A 23,361-nucleotide genomic window follows, 5' to 3' on the forward strand; every position below is an offset into this window, starting at 1 on the left:
GAACCTGAGGAAACCAGGTTCTTTTGCTATTTTTTCTTTGTAAGGCTTTTTATTTTTGCTTTTATTTGCTTCACCATTTCCTCACAATCCAAGTTCTCGTCTGCACTTATTTCTTCATCCCCATATCTTACTCTTTCATAGAGCTCAACAAGACGATCATCCAGAAAATGATTTCGACTTAACCATTCTGTCACACTTTCATGATGGTGGCGACCAAGTCCGTGCTGGGCAGAAAGCACCTCTAAATCAAGAATAAGCCTTCTGACCTTTGCTTGCGGGGGTTGCCGTTTCGGTTTTCTCCATTTTGCGGCAGGTACCCGAATTCCCTCAGTGACTGATACGTATTGATAGACATCTCCCACTACTGCAACTTCTTTTACAAACCTCTTTCTTGCTAAGATGAAGAGGATCACCGCTAAAATAAGAGCCCCCAGAATCATTAAATAAAACCAAATATCAAAACTTCCAATCATCTCTAAAAACGGATTTTTCTTTTCTGTTTCTTCCCAGTTTAGGGTTCCAACACTTTCTCCTTGCGATCCTCTAACCGATTCAATATCTTCAACAGCATTAAAAAGCGGCTTTGAAACCCAATAAAGGCCTGTTCCAATCATTGAAGATACAAAGGACAATCCCTTCACAAAAAGAATTGGAAATACAACCGCAACTGCAATTGCCCCTATAAACAGGCTGCAAAATAAACCAATGACAGACCATACGTTATTTTTCGCCGTAACATTATTCATTACAAACGAGTTCTGACTTACACTGTTTAATATTTTACCAATCATGAAAAATACCAATTGTGTAACAAGTAAATACAATACAAGATCACTGTGGACATACCCTTGCACTTTTGCCGCAAAATAAGTAAGCCCACCAATTAGTAAGCTACCATTTAACACTACCGCTTCTGTTAGCTTTGGTTTTTTAAGGTAATGAATAATTATTCGGTAACAAACGACAGCTGCAATTACTAAACTCTGTCCGAACGCCAAGCCCATTTTACTACTCACAATAGCAAGCAGCGGTACGACCAGCATAATAAAAAGATATGGGGTATTGGATTTCATTAACGACAAGATTACCCCTATCAGGACGGCCCCCGCACCTGTAATAAATAGGAATGGCAGAATTGGCGGCAGCTGTACAGTGTGGATATACAACAATATCAATAAAATATATAGAAGGATCACTTCCATAATATATGGATATGACTTTAGCAATGATTGACTAAATCGCACGGGAATCCCCCCTCTTCACTGAAAAGGAAGATTTGTGTAAATAGATCGTGTCCTCATTTTCGATTAGTTTAAAACAATCGACACCCTTCCTTGCAAAGCTTCTTAAAATGAGTTGCTCATTTTCTTCAATTTCACCTAAAACAATCATATATGGTGAAAGTTGCTGTTGCCTTTCAATTGCATGAATCATGTAATGAAACGGGATTGTAACACTATGCTTACTCAGTCTTGCTATCAATTCAAGTGCTTTCGCTAAATGCTCCTTCCCTTTTCCAAGAGGAAGATGGATAAATGGCGTTTTACCAGCTTTCCTAGAATTGACAAAAACCTCGAACGGAATATTTTTTACGGTTGCCGTTTCTAACAAATAGGTTAACCCGCTTAAATATTGCTCAAGCTTTTGTTCACGGACATTAATGATAATCGTCCACGAAAACTGAGCTGTTTTATCAAAAAGTTTTGTCTGTAACTGATTGGTACGAGCACTAGCTTTCCAATGAACACGATTAAATGGATCAGTTGAAACATAGCCTCTCGTTCCTACAATTGACGTCATGTCTTCAAAAAATGAACTCCTGATTGGATATTCCCCTTGATTTTTCGGAATAATTTTTTCAATTCCTCCAACTGGTTCAGGTGAAGAATAGATAATCGTCTCAAAGCTAACGGGCTTCATATCATGAAGATATACGTCACCAAAGCCAAATAAATGTGGGATTCTGAGTTCAAGTGTTCTGATTTTTGCAACTCCCCTTTGTTTCCCTTCAAATGGTAGCCTTGTCGTAAAGGCGTGTCTTCCGAAAAGAGTAAGTGGCAGAGTTAATTCAACCTGTTCTGTTTCTAGTACTTTTCTCTCATTTTTAAATCCTATTACATGGTCTACTGTCATCCGGATGGTTCCATTAAAAATTGGTAATAACCCCTCTTGTCGTAAGGTAAGTGAAAAATCACTTTCTTCTCCTTGAAAGAGTTTAACCGTTTCCTTGTCCACCGAAACAACGATTTTATTTCCAACATGTTTTAAATAATATTTGTTTAGAAAGACAAATAAAAGAAATAGCACACCAACAAACACAAGCAAAAATACCTGTGAAAGGATTCCGACTAGAATAATTACGGAAGAAAGAAATGTCATATACGACATTTCATTTCCAATGGATACTTGCCGTTGCCAGTTCATTACTTTATAGCTCCAGCTTCAACCGGTACAGATACAGCCCGAAGCAGCTCCTGAATAATCTGGCGATTTGTCTTCTTTAATGATCCTTCCATCGTCAACACAAGACGATGTGAAATCACATATGGGGCCATAAACTTTATATCCTCCGGGGTTACAAACATACGTCCTTCTAAATACGCCTTCCCTTGAGAAGCCTTCATTAGTGCCAGAGTTCCCCTCGGGCTCACTCCAACCTCAACATCCGCATGCTCTCTTGAGGCATGAACAATTTGCAATAAATAATCTTCAACCTCATCAGAAAGCCTTACTTGCACAACTTCAGCCTGCATCGCAAGAATCTCTTCTTTTGTTAGGACCTCTAAAATTTCCTCGATCGGATTATTTTGCCGATACGTTCTCATTATTTGCTTTTCCCCTTCAAAGCTAGGGTAGCCCAGATCAATTTGCACAAAGAAACGGTCCATTTGAGCCTCTGGAAGCGGAAAGGTACCCTGTTGTGATTCAATTGGATTCTGCGTTGCAATTACAACAAATGGCGAAGGAAGTTTTAATGTTTCGCCATCAATTGTTACCTGACGCTCCTCCATTACCTCCAGTAAACTTGATTGCGTTCTAGGAGTCGCACGGTTAACTTCATCAGCCAATAGGATATTGGTCATAACCGGACCTGGACGAAGTTGAAATTCCTGCTCCTTCGGGTTGAAAAATTGAATTCCTGTAATATCACTTGGTAACACATCTGGTGTAAATTGAATCCGCTTAAAATTACCGCTAATTGATTTCGCGAAACTCTTCGCAAGCATTGTTTTTCCGGTACCAGGGACACTTTCTAGTAAAATATGACCTTTATTAATAAGAGAATTTAATACTAATTCAATAACATCATCCTTCCCGATGATGACTTTCCCAATATTCTCTTTGATTTTTTGAACATTCTCTTTTGCAGACATAATTGCCTCCCATTTTTGCTAAAAATAGTAATAATGTAATAATTTAAATTTATCAAAAATATAGGCATTTTCCAACATAATTCTTTAATACGATCATCGAACGAAAAAAAAGGAGAGTTTTTTACTCTCCTTCTAGCGTTCCTTTAACTTAAACCAGAAAGATCCATAGTAATGGCCTGTCTGTTTCATTTAATTATCCTTTTGTAATCTTAATGATATTTTCTTCTGAGAGATTAATGTTTCCTTGCTTAGTAAGAACAATCTTTTCTCCTTCAGCTAGGTTTGTGAATACGATCGGAGTAACAATTGCCGTTGCATTTTCCTTAATATAGTCTAAATCAACTTTTAAAAGCTGCTGACCTATTTTGACCTTATCATTTTCACTCACGAAAGTTTCAAAACCTTGTCCTTTTAGATTAACTGTATCGATTCCGACATGAATTAAAATTTCTCGGCCCGAATCAGATAGAATACCAATCGCATGCTTTGTAGGGAACACATTGATAATTTTTCCATTAACAGGTGAAGCAATTACACCGTCTGATGGAATAATTGCAAAGCCTTCACCCATCATTTTACCAGAAAATACCGCATCAGGAACTTCAGTAATTGGTTTTATTTCACCCTTGATAGGTGAAACAAATTGTTCAACACCTTGTCCCCCATTACTCAATTGCTCCTGATTCGTTATTTCTTTAGTTTGATTCGTTTCTGCTCCACGAGGCTTTTTCCCGCTCATTACGTCCTGCATTTGACTTTTTATAATTTCGGAACGCGGTCCAAAGATGGCCTGAATATTATTTCCAACTTCCAGCACACCAGCAGCACCCAGTTTTTTCAATTCATCCTTATCGACATGTTTAATATCATTTACTGACACACGAAGTCGAGTGATACATGCATCAAGATGTGAAATATTTTCTTGTCCGCCCATTGCATTTAGGATGTTATAAGCAAGATCTCCAGCCTGCCCTTTCTTATCCTCTTCACCTTTTGCTACTTCACGTCCAGGTGTCATAAGATTAAATTTACTTATTGCAAATCGGAATACAAAATAATAGATAACTGCAAAGACTAGGCCTACCAAAATCGTAATCCACCAAGGTTCTTTACCAGGTAATATACCAAATAAGAAAAAGTCGATTCCTCCTCCAGAGAAGGTGTAACCTATATTAACACTTAAAAACGTCATTAAAACAAATGATAGTCCATCTAGGATTGCATGGATTAAGAAAAGAATAGGTGACACAAACATAAATGAAAATTCAAGCGGTTCTGTAATACCCGTTAAAAACGATGTTAGGGCACCTGATCCTAATAAACCAGCTACAAGTTTTTTATTTTCCGGACGCGCAGCATGATACATTGCTAACGCAGCAGCCGGCAAACCAAACATCATAATTGGAAATTCGCCAGCCATAAAGTTACCAGCTGTAATATCGACCCCATCTTTCAATTGGGCAAAGAAGATTGTCATATCTCCTCTAACAACTTGACCAGCTGCAGTTGTATAAGAACCGAATTCGTACCAAAAAGGAGCATGGAAAATATGATGTAACCCAAACGGAATCAGCAATCTTTTTATAAATCCGAAGAAAAAGACTGCAAAATACGTACCTTCTTCTATTAGCCATAAAGAAGCAGTATTCATCGCTTCTTGAACTGGCGGCCAAATGATTAATAATAAAAGACCCGCTATAAAAGAAAATGCGGCTGTTGCAATCGGTACAAATCGTTTACCTGCAAAGAAACCGAGAAATGAAGGCATTTCAATATCATGAAAGCGATTATAGGCGAAAGCAGCAATAAGACCAACAATAATTCCCCCAAATACACCTGTTTGCAATGTAGGAATTCCTAATACTGATGCAAATGCCGGGTTATCAGCAAGCATATCAGGAGTTACTCCTTGCCATGAACTCATAACCTGATTAAGAACTAAGTAACCTACCAAAGCTGCAAGTGCTGCTGCACCATCCCCAGCTAAGCCAATTGCTACCCCAACTGCAAAGATAAGGGCTAGGTTACTAAAGATAATTCCACCTGCATCCTCCATCACTGATGCAGCAAGTTGAATCCAATCAGCATCCAGGAACGGAAGATATTGTAGCATTGTTTCTTGTTGCATAGCATTTCCTATTCCGAGTAAAAGACCTGCTGCTGGTAAAAGGGCTACTGGAAGCATAAGCGCTTTACCGATTTTTTGCAGGACACCAAAAACTTTTTTGAACACGGTTAAAAACCTCCAATAATTTTTCACTCTCATTAAGAATTTCCCAAAAAAACAAAAAAAAGACATGAGCAGGAGTATGATCAAAAGAAGCTCACAGACACTAGATCCTGTTAACCTCAATTTAATCATTCTCTTTACTCATGCCTGATCGAATCAGTGACACGTTAAAAACAATGTTTTTTATTTAATTTTCTTCTGAAGCCTTTGTAAATGCATCGTAATATAGACAGCTTCAGCGTCAAAAACCGGTTTCTTCAATGTTTGTTGCATTATCTTAATGAGTTTCCATGAGAGATTATAGCATAAGGGATATTCTTCTTTCAAGAGAGTTGTGATTTTTTCTGGCTCTTCTACATTCTCTCCCGCTTTTACACGTTCAATGGCAAATCTCAAATGTCTTACAAGTCTCATATAATCAATGCTATTTTTATCAATCTCTATTTTCAGCTGATCCTCCACGGTCTGGACCAATTTTGTCACAAGTTGGGAATGCTGGTTTACTTCTGATAATTCTTTATTGGTTATTGCACTGTGTATGTGAAGGGCTATAAAACCTGCTTCTCCCTCAGGTAAGTGTATACTGCTTTCTTCCCAAAAAAGATCGATTACTTCTTTAGCGATGCCATATTCCAACGGATACAACGCTTTCGTCTCTATTAAAAAGGGATTACGGACTTCCATCCCCTGTGAAACCCGAGCAACCGTAAATATCAAGTGATCAGTCAAGGCAACATGGATGTGTTCATTCAAGGATGCGCCCGTTCTGCTTTTAATCAATTCTATAGAAGAAATAATCACTTTCTGTAAATCATCCTCTAAATATGGCAGTAGCTTAATATAGTTTTTTTGCTCTTTTTCATCTTTTAGGACAAACAGCTTTTCCACACTGGCAACATCAAGAACCTCATGCTGTTTTCGGTTAAAGCCGATGCCCTTTCCTATTATAACGACCTCTCCATAGTCGGAGTGATCTGCAATGATAACATTATTATTTAAAGCTTTAGATATGATAATGTCAGACATCTTAATTCCCCACTTTTATCTTTTACATACCATCCATATCCTATATGAGTAGGTCGAAGAAATCAATCATTTCAACTCATTCCCTTAATGATGGACAGTCGGTAGGGTGATAATTACTTTCGTTCCCAGTCCTACCTTACTTATCATTTTGAATGTCCCCTTATGGTCTTGGATAATCTTATTACTCATCGTAAGACCAAGTCCCATACCTTTTTCTTTTAACGTAAAAAATGGCTCTCCTATTTTTTCTAATCTTTCTTTCGGTATTCCGACTCCTGTGTCAATGATTTCAATTTTAATTTTATCGTCTGCAACAACCGTACGAATTCTTGTTTTACCTCCATTAGGCATTGCATCGATGGAATTTTTGATGACATTGACAAATACTTGAATGAGTTCATTCTTATCTCCATAAAGAATGGCTTCTGCAGCGTGATTTTCAACCATTACTTCAACATTATGAAGGATTGCTTCGTGAGAAGTAAGCTTTATTACATAATCAATCAATTCCTTGACTTTAAATTCCTTTAGAATTTTACTTTGCGGCTTCGAAAACACGAGCAATTCACTAACGATTTGATTAATTCGATCGAGCTCTGATAAGATAATATCTGATATTTGTGAGGTTGATTCGCTTTTTTCCTTTTGCAATTGGACAAATCCTTTAATGGTGGTAAGCGGATTTCGGATTTCATGAGCAATTCCAGCGGCCAATTCACCCACAACAGAGAGTTTTTCCCTTCTAAGGGCAAGCTCTTCAGCAGCCTTCACATTTGATATATCCCTGCCAATCGTGACAAGACCCGTTCTTTTTCCTTCTTCAAATAGTGGTACACGGATGACATCAAAGGTTTTCACCTCTCCGCTTGGAATCATAATTGATTGTTCATTCCGGGTCTTTTCTCCCTTTTCCCATGTTTCCTCATCTAATTGGAAATTCCGAATCAAAAATTCTTCAAACTCTGGATACATCTGCGCTATTTCTAAATCGGTATTATTTTTATAAATATCAGAATGGAGGTTAAAAAGTTCATATGCATACCTATTTACGCGGATCCACCTGCCTTCTCCATCTTTAAAACAGACAAAATCAGGCATCGCATTAATAAGTGTTGTTAATTCATTTTGCTCTTCCAATGCTTTAATATAATCGTCATGTTTCTTAATAATAAGATGTATTAGAACAGTAGTAAAAATGACAAAAATTAGCCCTTTTCCTATTTGGAAATAATTACCGTAGATAGACGGAAATTTATCAATCACATATTCTGAAAAAGTAATCCAAATTAGGCTTGCCAAAAAATAGATGAGCCATAACCGCTTTTTAAAAACTTCTTTAAACACGACAAGCACCCCGTAACCAATTGACAACAAGTTCAATTTGCAGTATAATTATAATTTGTTCCCTAAAAACTTTAAACATAATTTTTTTATATAGATAAAGCAAGTTTGTTTTTTATCTTTTACATTTGAGAAAGACTTATTCACACTGGACCGGCTTCGGAGCCGAAAGGACGAAAGAGAGGTAGGGCTTTCGTTGTTTAAGATTTTCAAATCTACCGCGGCAATAAAATTATGAAAAGTGAATTACGCCCAAGACAAGAACCAACCGAATATATGCGGTTGGTTCTTTTTCATAGTTGATACTTAGCCCCATGAAGAGACCCATTGATGGGTTTCTCAGTAAATTCTATAGTTTTATCTAGAAAATTCTGTAATAAAACATAAAAACGCCTAGAGCCATTTGATTCTATACGTCATTATCCATACTATGCAACTTTTATCGCTTTTCCAAACGGCACTTTCGGTACATAATCATCCGGAACGAGCCAAAACACTTCAGTTTGAACTTTTAACTCTTCGTAAAAATAGCCTGTAACATCTGTGATATAAAACAAGGTATCAATCTTTTCCTGGTCAGCCCACTCCAGAACCTCCGTATAGGAGGACTTTCCATGAGTATAATATTTTATAGTAGGGTTTTGTATGGGTGTAATGCTTCTTATTTTAAAATCAGCTTGGACTAGCTGTGTTTCTGGAATCATTTCTCCGAAAAACTTTATGATATTGTTTATTAAAATTGATCGCACCTGATTAGTAGAAGTATCTATTGCAAGTGCAATCTTTTTATCTTTTCGATCCTTAAGTAAACCCATTAGTGACCTTTGCCATCTCACGTGTGCACTCAACTCCCCATCCATTATCACCAAAAGATTTTTCTCCTTGGCTACTCTATTTTGTGACTTTTTTCGCCCAAATATGAACTTTTCAACTAACAATACTTGGATAGCGTATTCATATGCCAGTGGGCAAAACTATCAAATATTGGGGGAATGAAAATGACTATTTCAAAGCAGGAATTACGAAAAAAACTTGAATTAAATAACGGAATTGGCTTTGTCGAACTCGGTGGTGTTCTGCATGAGATTAGACTTTTGAATGGAAATCATATTGCTTTTACTGGTGCGTGTTGGAGGTGGGAGCAAACAGAAATGCCGTCGGCCCATGGGGACTATCGTGTGTTAACCGATGTTCTAGTTGAAGAAGATCCAATTATACCAAAATTTCCAGATCAGGATATATATGAATTTTACGAATCTGTTCAAGATTATTCTTAAGCATCTTAGTGGTATAGATTTCCTTTTTCCATTATAGTAAATGCAGATAGCTAATTTTGAGGAGGAATACATAATGGCAAGCTTAAAACCATGGTTTGAAAAGGGCATGAACCAATACGACTACATTAACAGCATGCAAGTTCATAAGGGAAATTTATTAAAAGTATATAATCAATTTCGTTTAGACGATTCCGATAAAGAATTGCTTCAGTCCCTTCAAGAGAAAGAATTAAAAGCAATTATCTTAGCAGCTGATTGGTGTGGAGATGCGATGGTCAATCTCCCAATCCTCATGAGAATTTCGGATGAGGCATTACTCGAAACCCGTTATTTAATTCGCGATGAAAATTTAGAACTAATGGATCAATACCTAACAAACGGAAAGTCCCGCTCGATTCCAATTATTATTTTCGTGAATAAAGACTTTGAAGAGGTTGGAAAATGGGGACCAAGAGCACCTGAAGCCCAAGCAATCGCGGATGAATTAAAGGCAAGTGTTCCTGATAAAGAGTCTCCGGAATACGAAGCTGCATTTAAGGCATTTATTAAATCATTTACTGAACGTATCACAACAGACGAGACACTTTGGAACGACATAAAAAATAGCATCATTTCAACTATAAAAAATGCATAATATATAAACTTAAAAACATATACTATTGCTAAGACCGTCCATTACTTCCAACTTCGCAACGTTTGCGGGACTAACCAGATCGGAAATGTGGGCGGTCTTTTTTATGTCTTAAAGAGGAAGAAATAAATGGACCAGAAATACAATGGTGAATATAAAGGCCGTCGTATAATGAAATTTCCTCCGTAATCCTGAAGATTTTTTATGGCGCAGATATCCTGCAAAAAGGGTCACCCCAAGGCTCAGAATGGCTAAAATCCCACTTAATATCTTTGGGTTCATATACCCTGCTGCTTCCCCAAGATTGACTAACATGATTCCCCCATGAAATACAATCAAAATCGTCCCAATAATGGCAAGCTTAATATGAGATTTCATCATATATCGTGACATCTTTGCGAGTGTTATTTTCAATTTTCTAACCTTCGTCCTGCGGATGACAAGAAAAATAAAATACATATTTACATTGACGATAAAGAGGATGATTGCGATTTGAGCGAAAACCTGCCCTAAGGTGATGATTTGAGAGTCATGGGTTCTAAACATCCATATGTAAATAAACGTACTAATGACGAGCAGTACATTAAAGAAGATCCACATATAATAGGCCATCTTTTTCTGTCCCCCTTTCTCGTTCCCATTTTATCACAACATTTCCTAAAGCCCGTCTATTCATATTCATCCTCTGCCAAACATGCTAGAATTGAAAGGAGAATATGAATTGGAGGTAATCAAATGTCTACTTGTAATATCAATCACTCAAAAGAGGATGTAATCAAAAAGCTTCAAAGCCAAGAAAGTTTTCTACCGAAAGAACTATACAACAACACAATTCAATTTTTAGAGAAAGAACACATCCAGCTAACTTTAAATGAATTATTTCACCTCTTAAAAAAATATGATTTAGCTTCTGAAGAAGAACAACAAAAACGTATTCATGCTTTGGAAGAGCTTTTTAAAGCATAAGCAAAGGCACCGCAAAAAATGTGGTGCCTTACGAATACTATTTTACAACTGCATTTTTTTCCTCTACATATTCCCGAATGGCCAATAGGAAATCCTCACCATACCGTTCAAGTTTTGTCGTGGCAACCCCTTTTATTTCAAGCAGCTCTTTTTCATCTTTCGGAGCCACTTCACTCATTTCCCGTAATGTGCTATCCGAGAAGACGATATATGGCGGCACGCCATCCCGGGTAGAAATACCTTTCCTTACCTCACGAAGAATTTCAAATAACGTATTGTCAGTAACAACCTGCTTTTTCTTCACCTGTTCCTTTTTATAAATTTTAACTTCGCCTTTTAGAACAGGTAGTGCTTTTGCATCAAGAATAAGCACTGGATATTGGGAGTTGGTTAATTTGACATATCCTTCTGCTGCCAAAAAATCGATTAAGCCGACGATTTGCTTTTCCGAATACTGCTTTAATAAACCGTATGTGGATAGAGTTGTAAATCCAAACTCTTGGATCTTTTTATTCCTTGACCCTTTCAGCACTTGAGCAACCAATGTCTTCCCATAGCGCTCTTTCATCCTTTTGATACAGGAAAACACCATGAGTGCCTCGGTTGTCACATCCATTTTTTCACGCTCATCTTTACAGTTAAAACAACGACCACATTCTTCGTTATCGTTCTCACCGAAATATTCCAAGATATAGCTTTGCAGGCATTTTTCAGTATGACAGTAGTCAATCATTTGCTGGAGCTTATGATATTCCTGCTCTTTTTTCCCGTCATCCATCGTTGATTGCTCGATTAAGAATTTTTGGAGCTGAATATCCTGCGATGCAAATAATAAATAACAATCACTTTTTTCACCGTCCCTGCCCGCTCTTCCCGCCTCTTGATAGTAAGCTTCAATATTTTTCGGAAGATTATAGTGAATGACATATCTTACATTACTTTTGTCTATCCCCATCCCGAATGCATTAGTCGCAACCATGACATTCACAGTATCAAACAGGAAATTCTCTTGCGCATTTTTTCTCTCTTCATCTGAAAGGCCAGCATGATATTTTCCTGCTAAAAAGCCTTCCCTCTCTAAAAAGGAATGGAGTTCGTTTACCTCACGACGAGTTGCCGCATAGACAATTCCAGATTGATTCTTATTCTCTAGCAAAAAGCTTTTCACAAAATCTCGCTTGTTTTCCCCTTTTAAGACATTGAAGGTTAAATTATCCCTAGCAAACCCTGTGATAAAGACAGAATAAGGGTCAATCTGAAGCTGGCCGCAAATATCTTCTTTTACCTCAATCGTTGCAGTTGCTGTTAATGCGGCTACAACCGGCTTTGAAGGCAGTTCCGCAATCATAAAATGAATATTTCGGTAGCTTGGTCTAAAATCATGTCCCCATTGTGAAATACAATGTGCTTCATCAACGGCAATCATTGAAATAGGTATGGAAGATAATAGGGATCGAAATTGCGTGGATTCGAGTCGTTCAGGAGCAATATAGATAATTTTATAGCGGCCAAGCCGCGCATCCTGAAGTCTTTCCTGTATTTCCTGTATTGAAATACTACTATTAATAGAAGTAGCCGGAATACCGACACTGACCAAAGTGTCTACTTGATCCTTCATTAATGAAATTAATGGGGAGATGACAATCGTAACTCCTTCAAAAATAAGTGCCGGGATTTGATAGCACAACGATTTTCCGCCCCCAGTAGGCATTATGGCTAACGTATCGTTTCCGTTTAGTATGTTTTCGATAATGGATTCTTGTCCCGGTCTGAAAGACGGATAACCGAAATAAGACTGTAAAACTTGCTTTGCTTGTTCAATCATAAAAAACACCTTTTTAAATTATTTTATTAAATTTGGTAAAAATGTGCGTTTGACGTAGTGTACTACCCCACATGTCCGAGAATCATCGTGCATACTATAAAGTGTGGTGTTAGCTCCTTATTCTTTATCTGTTCGTGTTTGGAAGTGAGAAATCACTTCCTCTTTTTTTGCCCACAAAGACCTTGCCACTCATTCGTGGCGTCCTTAGTCTCTGGTCTGTGTTTAATTATAAAGGAAGAAGTTAAAGGTGGGAAGGGTGTCCACCATGTGGTAAGATAAATTTAGAAAACTACGTTGAGGATGAAACACATGAGGAATGCAAATCTACAAGTATCACAAACTTACGAAAAAAAATCTTTCTTATTCAATCATTCACTCTCCTTTCGAAATAAGCTGCCTGGTGTGGCGCTTGTTTTTCTTATTGGTGTTTTGGCAAATTCTTTAGGTAGAGATTTCCCGCTTATTGGCGGGGCCGTAATTGCCATTATTATCGGAATCCTTGTTCGAAATTTTTTACGTATTCCGGTCGGGTATACAGAAGGCATCTCTTATACGTTAAAGTCTTTATTGAAAATGGCAATTGTTCTTCTCGGGTTCGGACTAAGTTATGCCAGTATCTTTCAGCTCGGCCATGAGGCGATTCTTTTAGTCATAATAGCGGTATTAGCCGGAATTTTATTTACGTTTGTTTTGGCCAAGCTGTTTAAATTAGATGGAAATATTCCCATGCTCGTTTCACTCGGAACCGCGATTTGTGGGGCAACTGCCATTGTAACCACAAGCCCAATTATTCGCGCCAAAGAGGAAGAAACGGCTTATGCGATTAATACCATCTTTGCATTTAACGTGTTGGCCGTGTTATTTTACCCTCTATTAGGACAACTTTTTTCGATGTCAGACCAAATATTTGGAATGTGGGCAGGCGTCGCAATACACGATACTTCCTCAGTAGTTGCTGCGGGGTATAGTTATAGTAGTGCCGCTGGAGATACATCTGTTGTAATCAAATTAATTCGTACTCTCATGCTTGTTCCAGTAACTCTTATTCTGTCAATCTTTATTTCAATGAAATCAAAAGGGACTACAACAAACAAGGTGAAAATGAGAAAGGTCTTTCCTGCCTTTATTTTATTTTTCGCAGGAGCTGTTGCTGTAAATACAATTTTCCCTCTTCCGCCTATGCTTACAAGTGTAACGGATGGAGCAGCGAAATTCATAATCCTGATGGTTATGGCAAGCGTTGGTCTTGGTACAGATTTTAAAAAAATTCAATCAGTTGGTCTGCGCCCTTTATTTGTAGGGTTACTTTCATCTGTAATGATGGGAATATTAACGTTAAGTATCATCCTTATCCTATATTAAAGAAGAAGTTGGGAGCCTATTTCCCAACTTCTTTTCGCTCCTCCAAAATATCGCAAATCATTTGAATATGGAAGGATGCCCATGCTTTTTCACGAAAGTGTAAAATGACTGTGAAGAATAGCAGAAAAAAATAAATAATGGTGAAAAGAATTAAATAATAATATCCTTTGCCAAACAGGAATTTTTGCAATTGATTAGAAAAAAGAAACAAAAACCATGGAATGGCTGTAATTAAAACGGGAATGATCCCAGAGCCATTTTTTTCTTTTAACATCCGGTAATAAATGATTTTTAAGGTTTGTGAGTCTATTCCTTGGTAAAATTGCTGGATTTTACGCACTTCTTCCATTTCCTTTAGATGTTTAAAGGTTCGGTCCTTGCGCGCATTATTTTTTAGTTTTAGATATATTTTATGTGCATCTCCACGAAATGAAAACAATAGTAACACCTCTATAAATCAGTCCTCTTTTTATCCTTCCAATTTCTGCCCATAAAAATGCCCCCAAATTATGTTTGGGGGCATTTAATTGATGTCTAGCTCCAGGCGCCATCCACTTTTCTTCTTATGCTGGAGGATTAATGTCTAAATCATCCTCGATTTCTTTTTCTTGATATTGCGTGTCTTTTCGCGCATTAAAACGTTCTGCTTTTTCAACATATACAGCTATATTGTAATCAGGGATACCTGCATATTTTTCATAGCGGCCTTTAGGTAACAGGAAGTTACCTTCCGGGAAGAATACGCCAAGATTTTTACTTGCGATATCTGCAAATTTTGCTTTCCCTTGGAAAACACCAAATCCATTGTGTACAACGATTGCTTCACCTTCTGCAACACGTAGCTCCTTAGCATCTTCAGGGTTGATTAACACGTCATAACGACCTGCTCCATTGAATGGGTCAACCTCTTTATAAATCATCGAATTAAATTGCTTACCGCGGCGAGTCGTCAACACGAATTGCTCTTCTTTTTTACCGAAATCAGGAATTTCGACTGGAATTAAGCTACCTCTCCCATCAGGAGTCGGACAAATTCCGCCTTCACATAGCCATGCGCCACCCCATTGGAACACATCCCCTTTTTTCTTGAGATGTTGAATTCCGTTGTAGTTTGGATTAGCAATTGCAATTTCATCGCGAATTTCCTGTCCACTCTTAAAATCAATTAAATGTGCTGTTTCAGGTTTAACCCGCTTAGCAAGATCAATATAGATTTTCCACTCTGCACGCGCTTCTTTAATTTCATTTTTATTTCCATCGATTTCAGGAGAAAAATAGACCATACGCTCTGTGGACGTCGAAGTGCCTCCACCCTCTTGTTCATAACGAGTTTTCGCAGGTAAGACTATTACAGCTTCTTTTGCATCTACTAGTGTTGAAGTATTTAGAATAATGTCTTGATGGACACGAATATCAAGCTCAGACAATGCCTTTTCAACGAAATCAGGATCTGGCATCGTTTCAAGAAAATTCCCGCCGGACATATAATAGAGCTTTACTTTTCGTTCGTGATCGTCTGGAAGAACGATATTTTCAAGTGTGACACCGACAATATCTCCCTGCCATTTTTCAATCTCAAAGCCCCATATTTTTTCAAGGCGCTTGATATTTTTTTCATCAAATTCCCCACCAGGGAGAACAAATGGGTCTGCTCCCATTTCACCTGAACCTTGTACGGATGAGTGACCGCGGAATGGCATTAAACCATTATACTTTCGCCCTAAATGGCCACGCAGAAGGGCAAGATTTGCTACCTGTGAAATATTATCGGTCGCAAAAGAATGCATCGTTAAGCCCATAGCCCATGTGTACACCACATTTTTACTTTTAGCCAAAAGCTCTGCCAACTCGATGATTCTTTCTTTCGATACGCCAGATGAATTCTCAATCTCCTCCCAGTTTTGCGCCTTCACATGTGCTTTTAACTCTTCGTATCCATTTACATGTTCTTTCACGAATTCATGATTGATTGCAGAACCCTGCTGTTTTTCCTCCATATCAAACCAATGCTTCATAATTCCAAACATGAAGGCAATATCTCCACCGATGCTTACTTGATAGAAATCATCCGCAACCTTTGTTCCAAATAGTGCGGATTCTACATTGGATGGAATCCAATATTTATCCATTGCCGGTTCTCTATGGGGATTAATGACGATAATCTTTGTACCGCGCTTTTTCGCTTCAAGCATGTATTTTGTAGAAACTGGCGAACTGTTTGATGCTACACTTCCCCAGAATACTAACACATCTGTTCCAATCCAATCCTGGTAATTGGCAGTAGATGCACCTACACCAACCGAACGTTTCATGGCTGTTTTGCTTGGTGAGTGACAAATACGGGAAGCGTTATCAATATGATTTGTTCCCAAGAAACGTGAAACCTTTGCGGCTACATAATATGATTCATTTGTAATCCCACGAGAGGTTAGATAAAATGCATACTGCTGCGGATTAAGCTTCTTCATTTTATTCGCAATGATATCCATCGCTTCATCCCAAGCGATTTTTGAAAACTTTCTTTCGCCTTTTCTGCGAATCATTGGATACGGAATTCTTCCAAGCTTTCGCAGTTCTGTACTATTATACTTTCGCAACTCATCGATGTCTTCATGAAGAATCTCTGAGTCAATCGCAGGCATCGTACTCAGACGAAGCACATTAAGCCTGGTTGTACACATATGAGGACCCTTCAATGTTTGGTCATATAAACCAGAAACTCCAAGAGCACATCCGTCACAAACACCCTGCGTTAAAATTCGCGTTGCATATCCAATATTGTCCTTATTTTCCCAAGCGACTTTCATGGTGTCACGAATATGCTTAGGCTTCACTTTTCCTAAACCAAAGGGAATCGGACTGACCCAGTGCTTTGGTTGCGGCATTTTCGTCGATTTGATTGGTCCCTGATGTTTTGTTTCTCCCATGATTAATCCCCCTCTTCCTTCTCGTTACTATTATGTGTATGGTTAAAGTTAACTTAAATTAACTAAGTTTTCGGTATTTAAACTGCAGAATCCTTCTGAAAAATCAATCCTTATAGAAAAAACCACCGAAACAGATTTCTACGAAGTTAGAAAAATGAAACGGTGGTTAGTCTTTAGCAGGGTCGCTACCAAGTGCCAACACGATGTTGTTATTTTTATTTACTTGAGAACTTTTTTTCTAGATCTTGATCAAATACGAAAACTGACATTCCGAAATCACGGTCAATATCAATATCGACAAATAAATCTACTAGGTTTGAACCTAAAAATTCTTCCATTTCAGCAGGCTTGTTTTTTCGATACATTTCTTTTACCATTTCGGTTCTTGCCGCACGAAGCATTTGTTTTCCTTCATCGGCACCGGCAATAAATTTTTCCACTGGAGACAGGTTTCCTTCCATCTCACAAATGGCCCAATTTTTACAAAATGTTGTTGTGATTTTGCTTGGACCTTTCCCCATATGTTTCTTTCGAAAAGATCTTACTAGATTGCTAAACTCAGCTTCGTACTTATTCATTCTTGTCTACCCTCTTACAACTCATCTTTATTAACACTAGTTAATCAAGATTGTGAATAATTGTCAACTAGCAAGCTCAGCACCTTTTTCTGATTGTTGTTTTCGCAGTTTCTTAATATCCAACCGGATTAGAAGTGAAATTGCCAAAGCAACTGCAAATAATACTGTAAAAACATTTAAGCTTTGTGCATAACTTCCAGTTGTCTCACGAATCCAAGATGTAAACAATGGTCCTGCAAGACCTGCTGCTGCCCAAGCTGTTAAAATATAACCGTGGATTGCACCAAGTTGCTTAGTTCCGAACAAGTCACCAATGTATGCCGGGATTGCTGAGAACCCACCACCATAACATGTATAGATAACCGCTAGTAAGATTTGGAATATTACAGGGTTTGATACATGAGGGAGTAACGGGAACGCAATCACTTGAATCACAAAATATGTAGTATACGTATTTGGTCTTCCTATGAAGTCGGATGTAGATGCCCAGCCGATTCGTCCAAGTCCGTTAAATGCTCCTAATACCCCAACTAATGCCGCTGCAGCTACAGCTGTTAACCCAATACTTTCCTGAGCAAGCGGAGAGGCAATGGAAATAATGGCAATTCCACAGGTTGTGTTAATGAAAAGCATGAGCCATAAATAATAAAAACGTTTTGTCTTTATAGCTTGATTTGCTGTTAATTGTGATAAATCCTGCTTTACCTGTTTTGCTCCACTCGCAACCTTCTCCTTAAACCCTGCTGGTAACCACCCTTCTTTTGGTGGTTCAAGGTAAAGGGATGCCGCAATCATAATGACAAAATAGGAGATTCCAAGAATGTAAAACGTATTTGCAATTCCAACGGAAACAATCAGTTTTTGCATGATTGGACTACTAATTAAGGCTGCAAATCCAAATCCCATAATCGCAAGTCCAGTCGCCATTCCACGTCTGTCTGGGAACCATTTTACAAGTGTTGAAACTGGCGTAATATAACCAACGCCTAGACCAATTCCACCTAAAGCACCATAGAATAAATATAATAATGGCAATGATTCTAAGTGAATAGCAAGACCAGAACCTGTAATACCGACGCCGAAGAAAATAGCTGCAAGCATACCAGATGCACGAGGGCCGTATTTTTCAACGAAATGCCCTAGGAAGGCTGCAGATAATCCTAAGAAAAGAATCGCGATACTAAAGGTCATGCTTATGTCAGTCAAATCCCAGCCAAATTCTGATTGAAGTGGCTTTGTAAAAACACTCCATGCATAAACAGATCCAATTGATAAGTGAATCCCTACTGCCGAGGTCGCAATCAGCCAACGATTTTTTGTCTTTTCCATTTCTTCTCTCCTTTATTTTGAAATATGGTCAACCTTGAAGTAGCATAATAAACAAAAAAACCGCCAGCAGCCCCATGCTTGAATAAGCATAAAAGGATGATGACGGTTAATTTCCTTAGCAGGATCGCTACTACAAAATTAACAGTAATCGCTACCAATATTCCACCTTTTGCAACAGAGACAGGTTCGCTATCCTGTGACAAAAGTGTGTCAATATTGTGAACTATTTGTTACGATAGTATCAAACCTAGCAAAATATTACAATAGATTTTTGTTAATTTTTTTGACTTGTGGAAATTTTTAATATTGTATTACCAAAAAAAGTATGATTATATAATAGTAATCTATTTGGGAATTGCATCAATGCAAAAGTTAGATTCGAAAGAGAGGTGTATGATGGTGGATTCTATTACCGTAAGAAAAGGGATTATTAAATTTGAGGATGGTCAGTTAATTGACGAAGAAGATCAAATCGTCACTGAGTATCCCTTGACCATTATTTTGAACCAACATGAATTTGCGACAATGGTTTGTACCCCCTCAGAGCTAGATGAATTAGTGATTGGATTCTTAGCTTCAGAAGGTGTCATCCGTTTCCGGGACGAAATAAAGAGTCTTCATATCGATGAAGGCCAAGGCTATGCATACGTGGATACGACCACAGTAGTAACAACAAGCCAGGAATATTATTCAAAGCGCTTTATTGGCTCATGCTGTGGAAAAGGGAGACAATTCTACTTTGTAAATGATGCAAAAACGGCAAAAACATCTACGTCAACCATAACCCTTGCACCGGAAGAATGCATTACCTTAATGAATGAAATGCAACAAAATAGCGTAGTCTTTAGGGATACAGGCGGAGTGCACAATGCCGCCCTATGCTCTGCAAATGAAATGATTGTGAATCGAACCGATATAGGCCGGCATAATGCCCTTGATAAAATATACGGATATTGCTTAAACAATAAAATTCCAGTTCGTGATAAGGTGATTGTCTTTAGTGGAAGAATTTCTTCTGAAGTTTTGTTAAAGGCTGCTAAAATCGGCGTCGGGATTGTGTTATCAAAATCAGCGCCTACCGATTTAGCAATCCAAATGGCAGAGGAACTTAATATAACTGCTGTGGGCTTTATCCGCGGCGGGAAACTAAATGTCTATTCACATCCAGAACGGATTGTGCAGGAGTCGTTTGAACGGACGATATAAATGTAAGGAGATTAGTAGAGTTTTGTTTTCTACTAATCTCTTTTTTTGACTGTAATTTGGCTATTGGCTATATTTTTTGGCTATTAGCCGTATTTTTCTGCTATTAGCCATAAATTTAATTTATTAGCCGTATTTTGGATTTATCAGCCATAAAACTAGTTAGGTATCCTTAAAAAAGCTCTTGTACGTTTTTCATGAACTCCTCTGATTGTTTATTGTTTGACCCCTTCATCAAAATCTCGCCAACCTTAGCTAATTTCCCAGTCATTTCAAAATCCATTTCATATTCAACTAATGTTTTATCCGGTTCAAGGGTCTTCAGATGTGCAGTAAGCGTATTTGTAAAGGATCCCGCAAGTGAAACCGGTTTCCCCTTCATTTCGACGACAATTTTTTCATTTTTAATCGACTCTTTTAGTTCCCCTACTCCCTGAATTTTAATTGGGACAAATTGAACCTTTACCTCAACCAATGTTTCATACTTAGTTGGGCTTAATTGTTTGACTTCCTTGCAGCCCGGGAAACATGGGCCCAATTTCATTGGATCCATAAAAACAGAATAAACACTTGCTCTGTCTGCATGTACGATAAATTGATTAGCCTTTTTCAAAATCCCACTCCTAACGAATTTTTTCTAAGATGATGTTACAATTTTATTAGCAAAAATTCGTAGTAGAACTAAAAAGACAAAGTGTTAATGTATTGTCACATATTATGAATCCGACAACTTTTTGTTATAATGGGTAGAACAGATCTAGGGTGAGGTGGTTTTTAGATGGCTTTTGGGATTAAACGCAAGGAACTTCTTGAATGGAAAAAGAAAGTTTTCGAAGGAGAAATTGCTTTTCTTACACATTATTGGATTGACGACCGCTTTCCTGGCATGCGTACCGTGACAAAGGTAGGCTGTTCCGACGTTGAGAAACTAAAAGCATGGGGAAAACAATATGGAATTCCTTCTGCATACATTCATAACCGGACAGGCTTTCCTCATTTTGATTTATTAGGGGAAAGACAAATTGAAATATTAAAAAGTGAAAACATGCAGCATCAACTAGAAAGATTCAAATGATAAGCATTTCGTACTATTTTCTTTTAAACATATTTTAGTAAAATAAAGAAGTATTTGAAAGGAGAACAACAATATGTTAAATGAATTTAAAAAGTTTGCTTTAAAAGGCAATGTGATTGATCTTGCAGTCGGTGTCATTATTGGTGGGGCATTCGGAAAAATCGTAACATCACTCGTAAATGATATTATTATGCCGTTAATTGGTTTTTTGCTTGGCGGTGTTGACATAACAAAGGCTTCCATCCCCTTTAATGGCGAGGAAATTATGTATGGTGCTTTTATGCAAACCGTTTTGGACTTTTTAATTATTTCTTTCTCGATTTTTTTCTTTGTCCGCTTTTTCCAACGCTTCAAGAAAAAAGAAGAAGAAAAACCTGCAACACCTACCCCATCAAAAGAAGAACAGCTGCTTACTGAAATTCGTGATTTATTGAAAGAACAAAGGAACTAACTGAAAAAGGGTTGTCCAGAATCGATATCGACTGGACAACCCTTTTTTAACTCTCCCATGGCAGTGAAATGCTGAACTTCGATGCCATTTTTTCATTCTCTTTTTTGCGTCTTTTTCGGTTTTCAGCACGATCTTTTCCGGATTCATGAAGCATCTTTTCTTCCTCAGATTTCGGGATGACTCTTGGGACCGGCTTTGGTTTTCCGTTCTCGTCTAACGCTACAAACGTTAAAAATGATAATGCACAAATATTCCGTTCTCCCGTATATAAATCCTCAGCAATCACCTTTACGAAAACCTCCATCGATGATCGCCCTGTGTATGTTACATAAGCCTCCAAACAAACAGAGCTTCCTTCATGAATCGGATGAAGGAAATCCACTGAATCTGTTGATGCGGTAACAACTGGAGAGCGTGAATGTCTTACTGCTGCAATGGAAGCAACATCATCAATATAGGCCATGAGCTTTCCGCCAAACATTGTTCCATGATAATTTGTATCAGGCGGAAATACATTGCTTGTCTTCACAACAAAAGATTCCCTGCAGTACTTTGCATCTTCCATACGTAAGTCCCCTTTTTTATTTCTTGTAGTATTCTTCTCTTATTATACATTTGTAATTCACGCAGTAAATTTTTGTTCAAGACGTTCGAATGAATATACACGATCGATAAATAGAGCGTAAATCGAAGCTAGAATTTGCTGGAAGAGCATTCCGACAACAACTGGAACGGCAACTTCCGCTGGGAAGAATGCAATTGCAATGACAGCCCCTGCGCTTATATTACGCATACCACCAGTAAAGATCAGAGCAATTATGACGTCTGGGTCTAATTTCATTAAACGGCCGATTCCCCAGGCGATTAAATAGCCACAAAATGCAATGAAAAACACAACGACACCAATCTTAATCAGTTTTGGGGTTACATTTTGTAAATAAGGTGCAATTTCGGCACTATTGATCATGACTACGACACCAAGCCCAATTTTTGAAAAAGGTGCCAACGTTGGGCTAAGTGTTTTTGTACACTTGCCTCTCGTAAAATGATTAACTAGCATCCCGAGGATTGATGGAAGCACAACCATGAAAAAGAGACCCTGCATAATACTGAGCACGTCCATTTCAACATTACTGCCGACAAATAATGTTAAACTATACGGTACAACGAATGGTGAAATCAAAGTATCGATTAAAATGATGGATAGTGTAAGCGCAATATTTCCGTGCTTCATGGCAACCCAGATAAAACTTGAAATCCCAGTTGGAATAACTACAGCCAAAATCAATCCCGTAATGGTAAAACTGTCACCTGGAAAGGTTAAATGTCCAACAATCCAAGCCCAAGCCGGCATAACCAAATGCAATGTAAACAGGGCTATGAGGATTGGAAATGGATGTGTGATCGCCTTTTTTAATGAACTAAAACTTGAACTTAATGCTCCTGAAAAAGTGATGAATGCAAAAATCCACGGTACCAAATATGAAAAAGGAGCTAAATATGCAGTTAGTAAAACTCCCAATACTACACTGGTAGGTGTAATAAGCGGCATGAGCTTCTCTAATTTTTTGTTGAGTTTCTGTAACATCATCATTCTCCTAGTTTATCAATCTACTTCTATCAAATGCGCCAAAGCGCATTTGCTGCACGATTTTTTTCGAGCAAGCTCGAAAAATTACCCCTAAAAAATCGTGGCATCCGCCGGAGGCATGACTTTATTCAGTCAGCTGAATAAAGTCAAGACCATTTTTTAAGTATACTACAAT

Annotated in this window: 23 protein-coding genes; 7 read left to right on the top strand and 16 right to left on the bottom strand. The window is 37.9% G+C overall.

Annotation, left to right across the window (positions count from 1 at the left end):
* Positions 1 to 26 precede the first annotated feature (26 nt).
* The 7 genes from LKW28_RS11985 to LKW28_RS12015 form a co-directional block, all read right to left on the bottom strand.
* Positions 27 to 1,244: a DUF4129 domain-containing protein gene (locus LKW28_RS11985; protein ID WP_229140596.1), complete on the bottom strand. Its 1,218-nt coding sequence runs from the start codon at positions 1,242 to 1,244 to the stop codon at positions 27 to 29.
* Positions 1,234 to 2,424 (bottom strand): DUF58 domain-containing protein, encoded by a 1,191-nt coding sequence (locus LKW28_RS11990; protein WP_229140597.1) that lies wholly within the window; start codon positions 2,422 to 2,424, stop codon positions 1,234 to 1,236. Before LKW28_RS11990 ends, LKW28_RS11985 begins: the two co-directional genes overlap by 11 nt.
* Positions 2,424 to 3,374 carry an AAA family ATPase gene (locus tag LKW28_RS11995; protein ID WP_229140598.1) on the bottom strand — a complete coding sequence of 317 codons (951 nt, stop codon included), beginning with the start codon at positions 3,372 to 3,374 and terminating at the stop codon, positions 2,424 to 2,426. Before LKW28_RS11995 ends, LKW28_RS11990 begins: the two co-directional genes overlap by 1 nt.
* Positions 3,375 to 3,567: 193 nt before the next feature.
* Positions 3,568 to 5,607: a glucose-specific PTS transporter subunit IIBC gene (ptsG, locus tag LKW28_RS12000; protein WP_229140599.1), complete on the bottom strand. Its 2,040-nt coding sequence runs from the start codon at positions 5,605 to 5,607 to the stop codon at positions 3,568 to 3,570.
* A gap of 180 nt (positions 5,608 to 5,787) precedes the next feature.
* The gene (glcT, locus tag LKW28_RS12005; protein ID WP_229140600.1) at positions 5,788 to 6,630 is read right to left on the bottom strand and encodes a glucose PTS transporter transcription antiterminator GlcT; all 843 of its coding nucleotides are present in this window, start codon (positions 6,628 to 6,630) and stop codon (positions 5,788 to 5,790) included.
* An 84-nt stretch (positions 6,631 to 6,714) separates the two neighbouring features.
* Positions 6,715 to 7,974: an ATP-binding protein gene (locus tag LKW28_RS12010; RefSeq protein WP_229140601.1), complete on the bottom strand. Its 1,260-nt coding sequence runs from the start codon at positions 7,972 to 7,974 to the stop codon at positions 6,715 to 6,717.
* Between the two features lie 425 nt (positions 7,975 to 8,399).
* On the bottom strand, positions 8,400 to 8,807 hold the full coding sequence (locus LKW28_RS12015; RefSeq protein WP_229140682.1) for a VWA-like domain-containing protein: 408 nt from the start codon (positions 8,805 to 8,807) through the stop codon (positions 8,400 to 8,402).
* 162 nt (positions 8,808 to 8,969) lie between these two features.
* Between LKW28_RS12015 and LKW28_RS12020 the strand changes: the two genes are divergently transcribed.
* Complete coding sequence (locus LKW28_RS12020; RefSeq protein WP_229140602.1) at positions 8,970 to 9,248, top strand: hypothetical protein; 279 nt, start codon at positions 8,970 to 8,972, stop codon at positions 9,246 to 9,248.
* A 73-nt stretch (positions 9,249 to 9,321) separates the two neighbouring features.
* Complete coding sequence (locus LKW28_RS12025) at positions 9,322 to 9,882, top strand: thioredoxin family protein (RefSeq protein ID WP_229140603.1); 561 nt, start codon at positions 9,322 to 9,324, stop codon at positions 9,880 to 9,882.
* A 108-nt stretch (positions 9,883 to 9,990) separates the two neighbouring features.
* Here the strand turns inward: LKW28_RS12025 and LKW28_RS12030 are convergent, their stop codons facing one another.
* Positions 9,991 to 10,491: a hypothetical protein gene (locus tag LKW28_RS12030; RefSeq protein ID WP_229140604.1), complete on the bottom strand. Its 501-nt coding sequence runs from the start codon at positions 10,489 to 10,491 to the stop codon at positions 9,991 to 9,993.
* Positions 10,492 to 10,614: 123 nt separating this feature from the next.
* On the opposite strand from LKW28_RS12030, the gene LKW28_RS12035 reads away from it, so the two are divergent.
* Complete coding sequence (locus LKW28_RS12035; RefSeq protein ID WP_229140605.1) at positions 10,615 to 10,845, top strand: group-specific protein; 231 nt, start codon at positions 10,615 to 10,617, stop codon at positions 10,843 to 10,845.
* Between the two features lie 37 nt (positions 10,846 to 10,882).
* Here the strand turns inward: LKW28_RS12035 and recQ are convergent, their stop codons facing one another.
* Complete coding sequence (recQ, locus tag LKW28_RS12040; RefSeq protein ID WP_229140606.1) at positions 10,883 to 12,670, bottom strand: DNA helicase RecQ; 1,788 nt, start codon at positions 12,668 to 12,670, stop codon at positions 10,883 to 10,885.
* A gap of 309 nt (positions 12,671 to 12,979) precedes the next feature.
* Here recQ and LKW28_RS12045 point away from each other — a divergent pair, with 309 nt between their 5' ends.
* The gene (locus tag LKW28_RS12045) at positions 12,980 to 14,032 is read left to right on the top strand and encodes a YeiH family protein (protein WP_229140607.1); all 1,053 of its coding nucleotides are present in this window, start codon (positions 12,980 to 12,982) and stop codon (positions 14,030 to 14,032) included.
* A gap of 16 nt (positions 14,033 to 14,048) precedes the next feature.
* Here LKW28_RS12045 and LKW28_RS12050 read toward each other — a convergent pair whose 3' ends face one another.
* From LKW28_RS12050 to LKW28_RS12065, 4 genes are all read right to left on the bottom strand, one after another.
* Positions 14,049 to 14,471, bottom strand: a complete 423-nt coding sequence (locus LKW28_RS12050) for a hypothetical protein (RefSeq protein WP_229140608.1) — start codon at positions 14,469 to 14,471, stop codon at positions 14,049 to 14,051.
* 124 nt (positions 14,472 to 14,595) lie between these two features.
* A complete protein-coding gene (locus tag LKW28_RS12055; RefSeq protein WP_229140609.1) occupies positions 14,596 to 16,959 on the bottom strand; it encodes an FdhF/YdeP family oxidoreductase in 2,364 nt (787 codons plus the stop codon).
* Between the two features lie 215 nt (positions 16,960 to 17,174).
* The gene (locus tag LKW28_RS12060; RefSeq protein WP_229140610.1) at positions 17,175 to 17,537 is read right to left on the bottom strand and encodes a DUF2294 domain-containing protein; all 363 of its coding nucleotides are present in this window, start codon (positions 17,535 to 17,537) and stop codon (positions 17,175 to 17,177) included.
* A 63-nt stretch (positions 17,538 to 17,600) separates the two neighbouring features.
* Positions 17,601 to 18,866: an OFA family MFS transporter gene (locus LKW28_RS12065; protein ID WP_229140611.1), complete on the bottom strand. Its 1,266-nt coding sequence runs from the start codon at positions 18,864 to 18,866 to the stop codon at positions 17,601 to 17,603.
* Positions 18,867 to 19,262: 396 nt separating this feature from the next.
* Between LKW28_RS12065 and fdhD the strand changes: the two genes are divergently transcribed.
* Complete coding sequence (gene fdhD, locus LKW28_RS12070; protein ID WP_229140683.1) at positions 19,263 to 20,072, top strand: formate dehydrogenase accessory sulfurtransferase FdhD; 810 nt, start codon at positions 19,263 to 19,265, stop codon at positions 20,070 to 20,072.
* Positions 20,073 to 20,241: 169 nt separating this feature from the next.
* On the opposite strand, the gene LKW28_RS12075 is transcribed toward fdhD, so the two are convergent.
* A complete protein-coding gene (locus tag LKW28_RS12075; RefSeq protein ID WP_229140612.1) occupies positions 20,242 to 20,682 on the bottom strand; it encodes a CoxG family protein in 441 nt (146 codons plus the stop codon).
* A gap of 165 nt (positions 20,683 to 20,847) precedes the next feature.
* Between LKW28_RS12075 and LKW28_RS12080 the strand changes: the two genes are divergently transcribed.
* Entirely contained in the window at positions 20,848 to 21,144 is a 297-nt protein-coding gene (locus LKW28_RS12080; RefSeq protein ID WP_229140613.1) for a hypothetical protein, read from the top strand.
* 73 nt (positions 21,145 to 21,217) lie between these two features.
* Entirely contained in the window at positions 21,218 to 21,595 is a 378-nt protein-coding gene (gene mscL, locus LKW28_RS12085) for a large conductance mechanosensitive channel protein MscL (RefSeq protein WP_229140614.1), read from the top strand.
* A 46-nt stretch (positions 21,596 to 21,641) separates the two neighbouring features.
* Here mscL and LKW28_RS12090 read toward each other — a convergent pair whose 3' ends face one another.
* Together LKW28_RS12090 and LKW28_RS12095 are read right to left on the bottom strand one after the other, a co-directional pair.
* Positions 21,642 to 22,160: an acyl-CoA thioesterase gene (locus LKW28_RS12090; RefSeq protein ID WP_229140615.1), complete on the bottom strand. Its 519-nt coding sequence runs from the start codon at positions 22,158 to 22,160 to the stop codon at positions 21,642 to 21,644.
* A 57-nt stretch (positions 22,161 to 22,217) separates the two neighbouring features.
* Positions 22,218 to 23,183 carry a bile acid:sodium symporter family protein gene (locus tag LKW28_RS12095; protein WP_229140616.1) on the bottom strand — a complete coding sequence of 322 codons (966 nt, stop codon included), beginning with the start codon at positions 23,181 to 23,183 and terminating at the stop codon, positions 22,218 to 22,220.
* Between the last annotated feature and the right edge of the window lie 178 nt (positions 23,184 to 23,361).

This window comes from Bacillus sp. REN16 (assembly GCF_020731355.1).
Taxonomy (GTDB): domain Bacteria; phylum Bacillota; class Bacilli; order Bacillales; family Bacillaceae_L; genus Ferdinandcohnia.

Bases quoted from the DNA above. Each gene is read 5' to 3' on its own strand.
- LKW28_RS12090 (WP_229140615.1), bottom strand. From the start codon at position 22,160: ATGGAAGATGCAAAGTACTGCAGGGAATCTTTTGTTGTGAAGACAAGC.
- LKW28_RS12055 (WP_229140609.1), bottom strand. From the start codon at position 16,959: ATGGGAGAAACAAAACATCAGGGACCAATCAAATCGACGAAAATGCCG.
- LKW28_RS11995 (WP_229140598.1), bottom strand. From the start codon at position 3,374: ATGTCTGCAAAAGAGAATGTTCAAAAAATCAAAGAGAATATTGGGAAA.
- LKW28_RS12080 (WP_229140613.1), top strand. From the start codon at position 20,848: ATGGCTTTTGGGATTAAACGCAAGGAACTTCTTGAATGGAAAAAGAAA.
- LKW28_RS12030 (WP_229140604.1), bottom strand. From the start codon at position 10,491: ATGGCCTATTATATGTGGATCTTCTTTAATGTACTGCTCGTCATTAGT.
- recQ (WP_229140606.1), bottom strand. From the start codon at position 12,670: ATGATTGAACAAGCAAAGCAAGTTTTACAGTCTTATTTCGGTTATCCG.
- LKW28_RS12035 (WP_229140605.1), top strand. From the start codon at position 10,615: ATGTCTACTTGTAATATCAATCACTCAAAAGAGGATGTAATCAAAAAG.
- LKW28_RS12045 (WP_229140607.1), top strand. From the start codon at position 12,980: ATGAGGAATGCAAATCTACAAGTATCACAAACTTACGAAAAAAAATCT.
- LKW28_RS12065 (WP_229140611.1), bottom strand. From the start codon at position 18,866: ATGGAAAAGACAAAAAATCGTTGGCTGATTGCGACCTCGGCAGTAGGG.
- LKW28_RS12095 (WP_229140616.1), bottom strand. From the start codon at position 23,183: ATGTTACAGAAACTCAACAAAAAATTAGAGAAGCTCATGCCGCTTATT.
- glcT (WP_229140600.1), bottom strand. From the start codon at position 6,630: ATGTCTGACATTATCATATCTAAAGCTTTAAATAATAATGTTATCATT.
- LKW28_RS12060 (WP_229140610.1), bottom strand. From the start codon at position 17,537: ATGAATAAGTACGAAGCTGAGTTTAGCAATCTAGTAAGATCTTTTCGA.
- LKW28_RS11990 (WP_229140597.1), bottom strand. From the start codon at position 2,424: ATGAACTGGCAACGGCAAGTATCCATTGGAAATGAAATGTCGTATATG.
- LKW28_RS12020 (WP_229140602.1), top strand. From the start codon at position 8,970: ATGACTATTTCAAAGCAGGAATTACGAAAAAAACTTGAATTAAATAAC.
- fdhD (WP_229140683.1), top strand. From the start codon at position 19,263: ATGGTGGATTCTATTACCGTAAGAAAAGGGATTATTAAATTTGAGGAT.
- mscL (WP_229140614.1), top strand. From the start codon at position 21,218: ATGTTAAATGAATTTAAAAAGTTTGCTTTAAAAGGCAATGTGATTGAT.
- LKW28_RS12025 (WP_229140603.1), top strand. From the start codon at position 9,322: ATGGCAAGCTTAAAACCATGGTTTGAAAAGGGCATGAACCAATACGAC.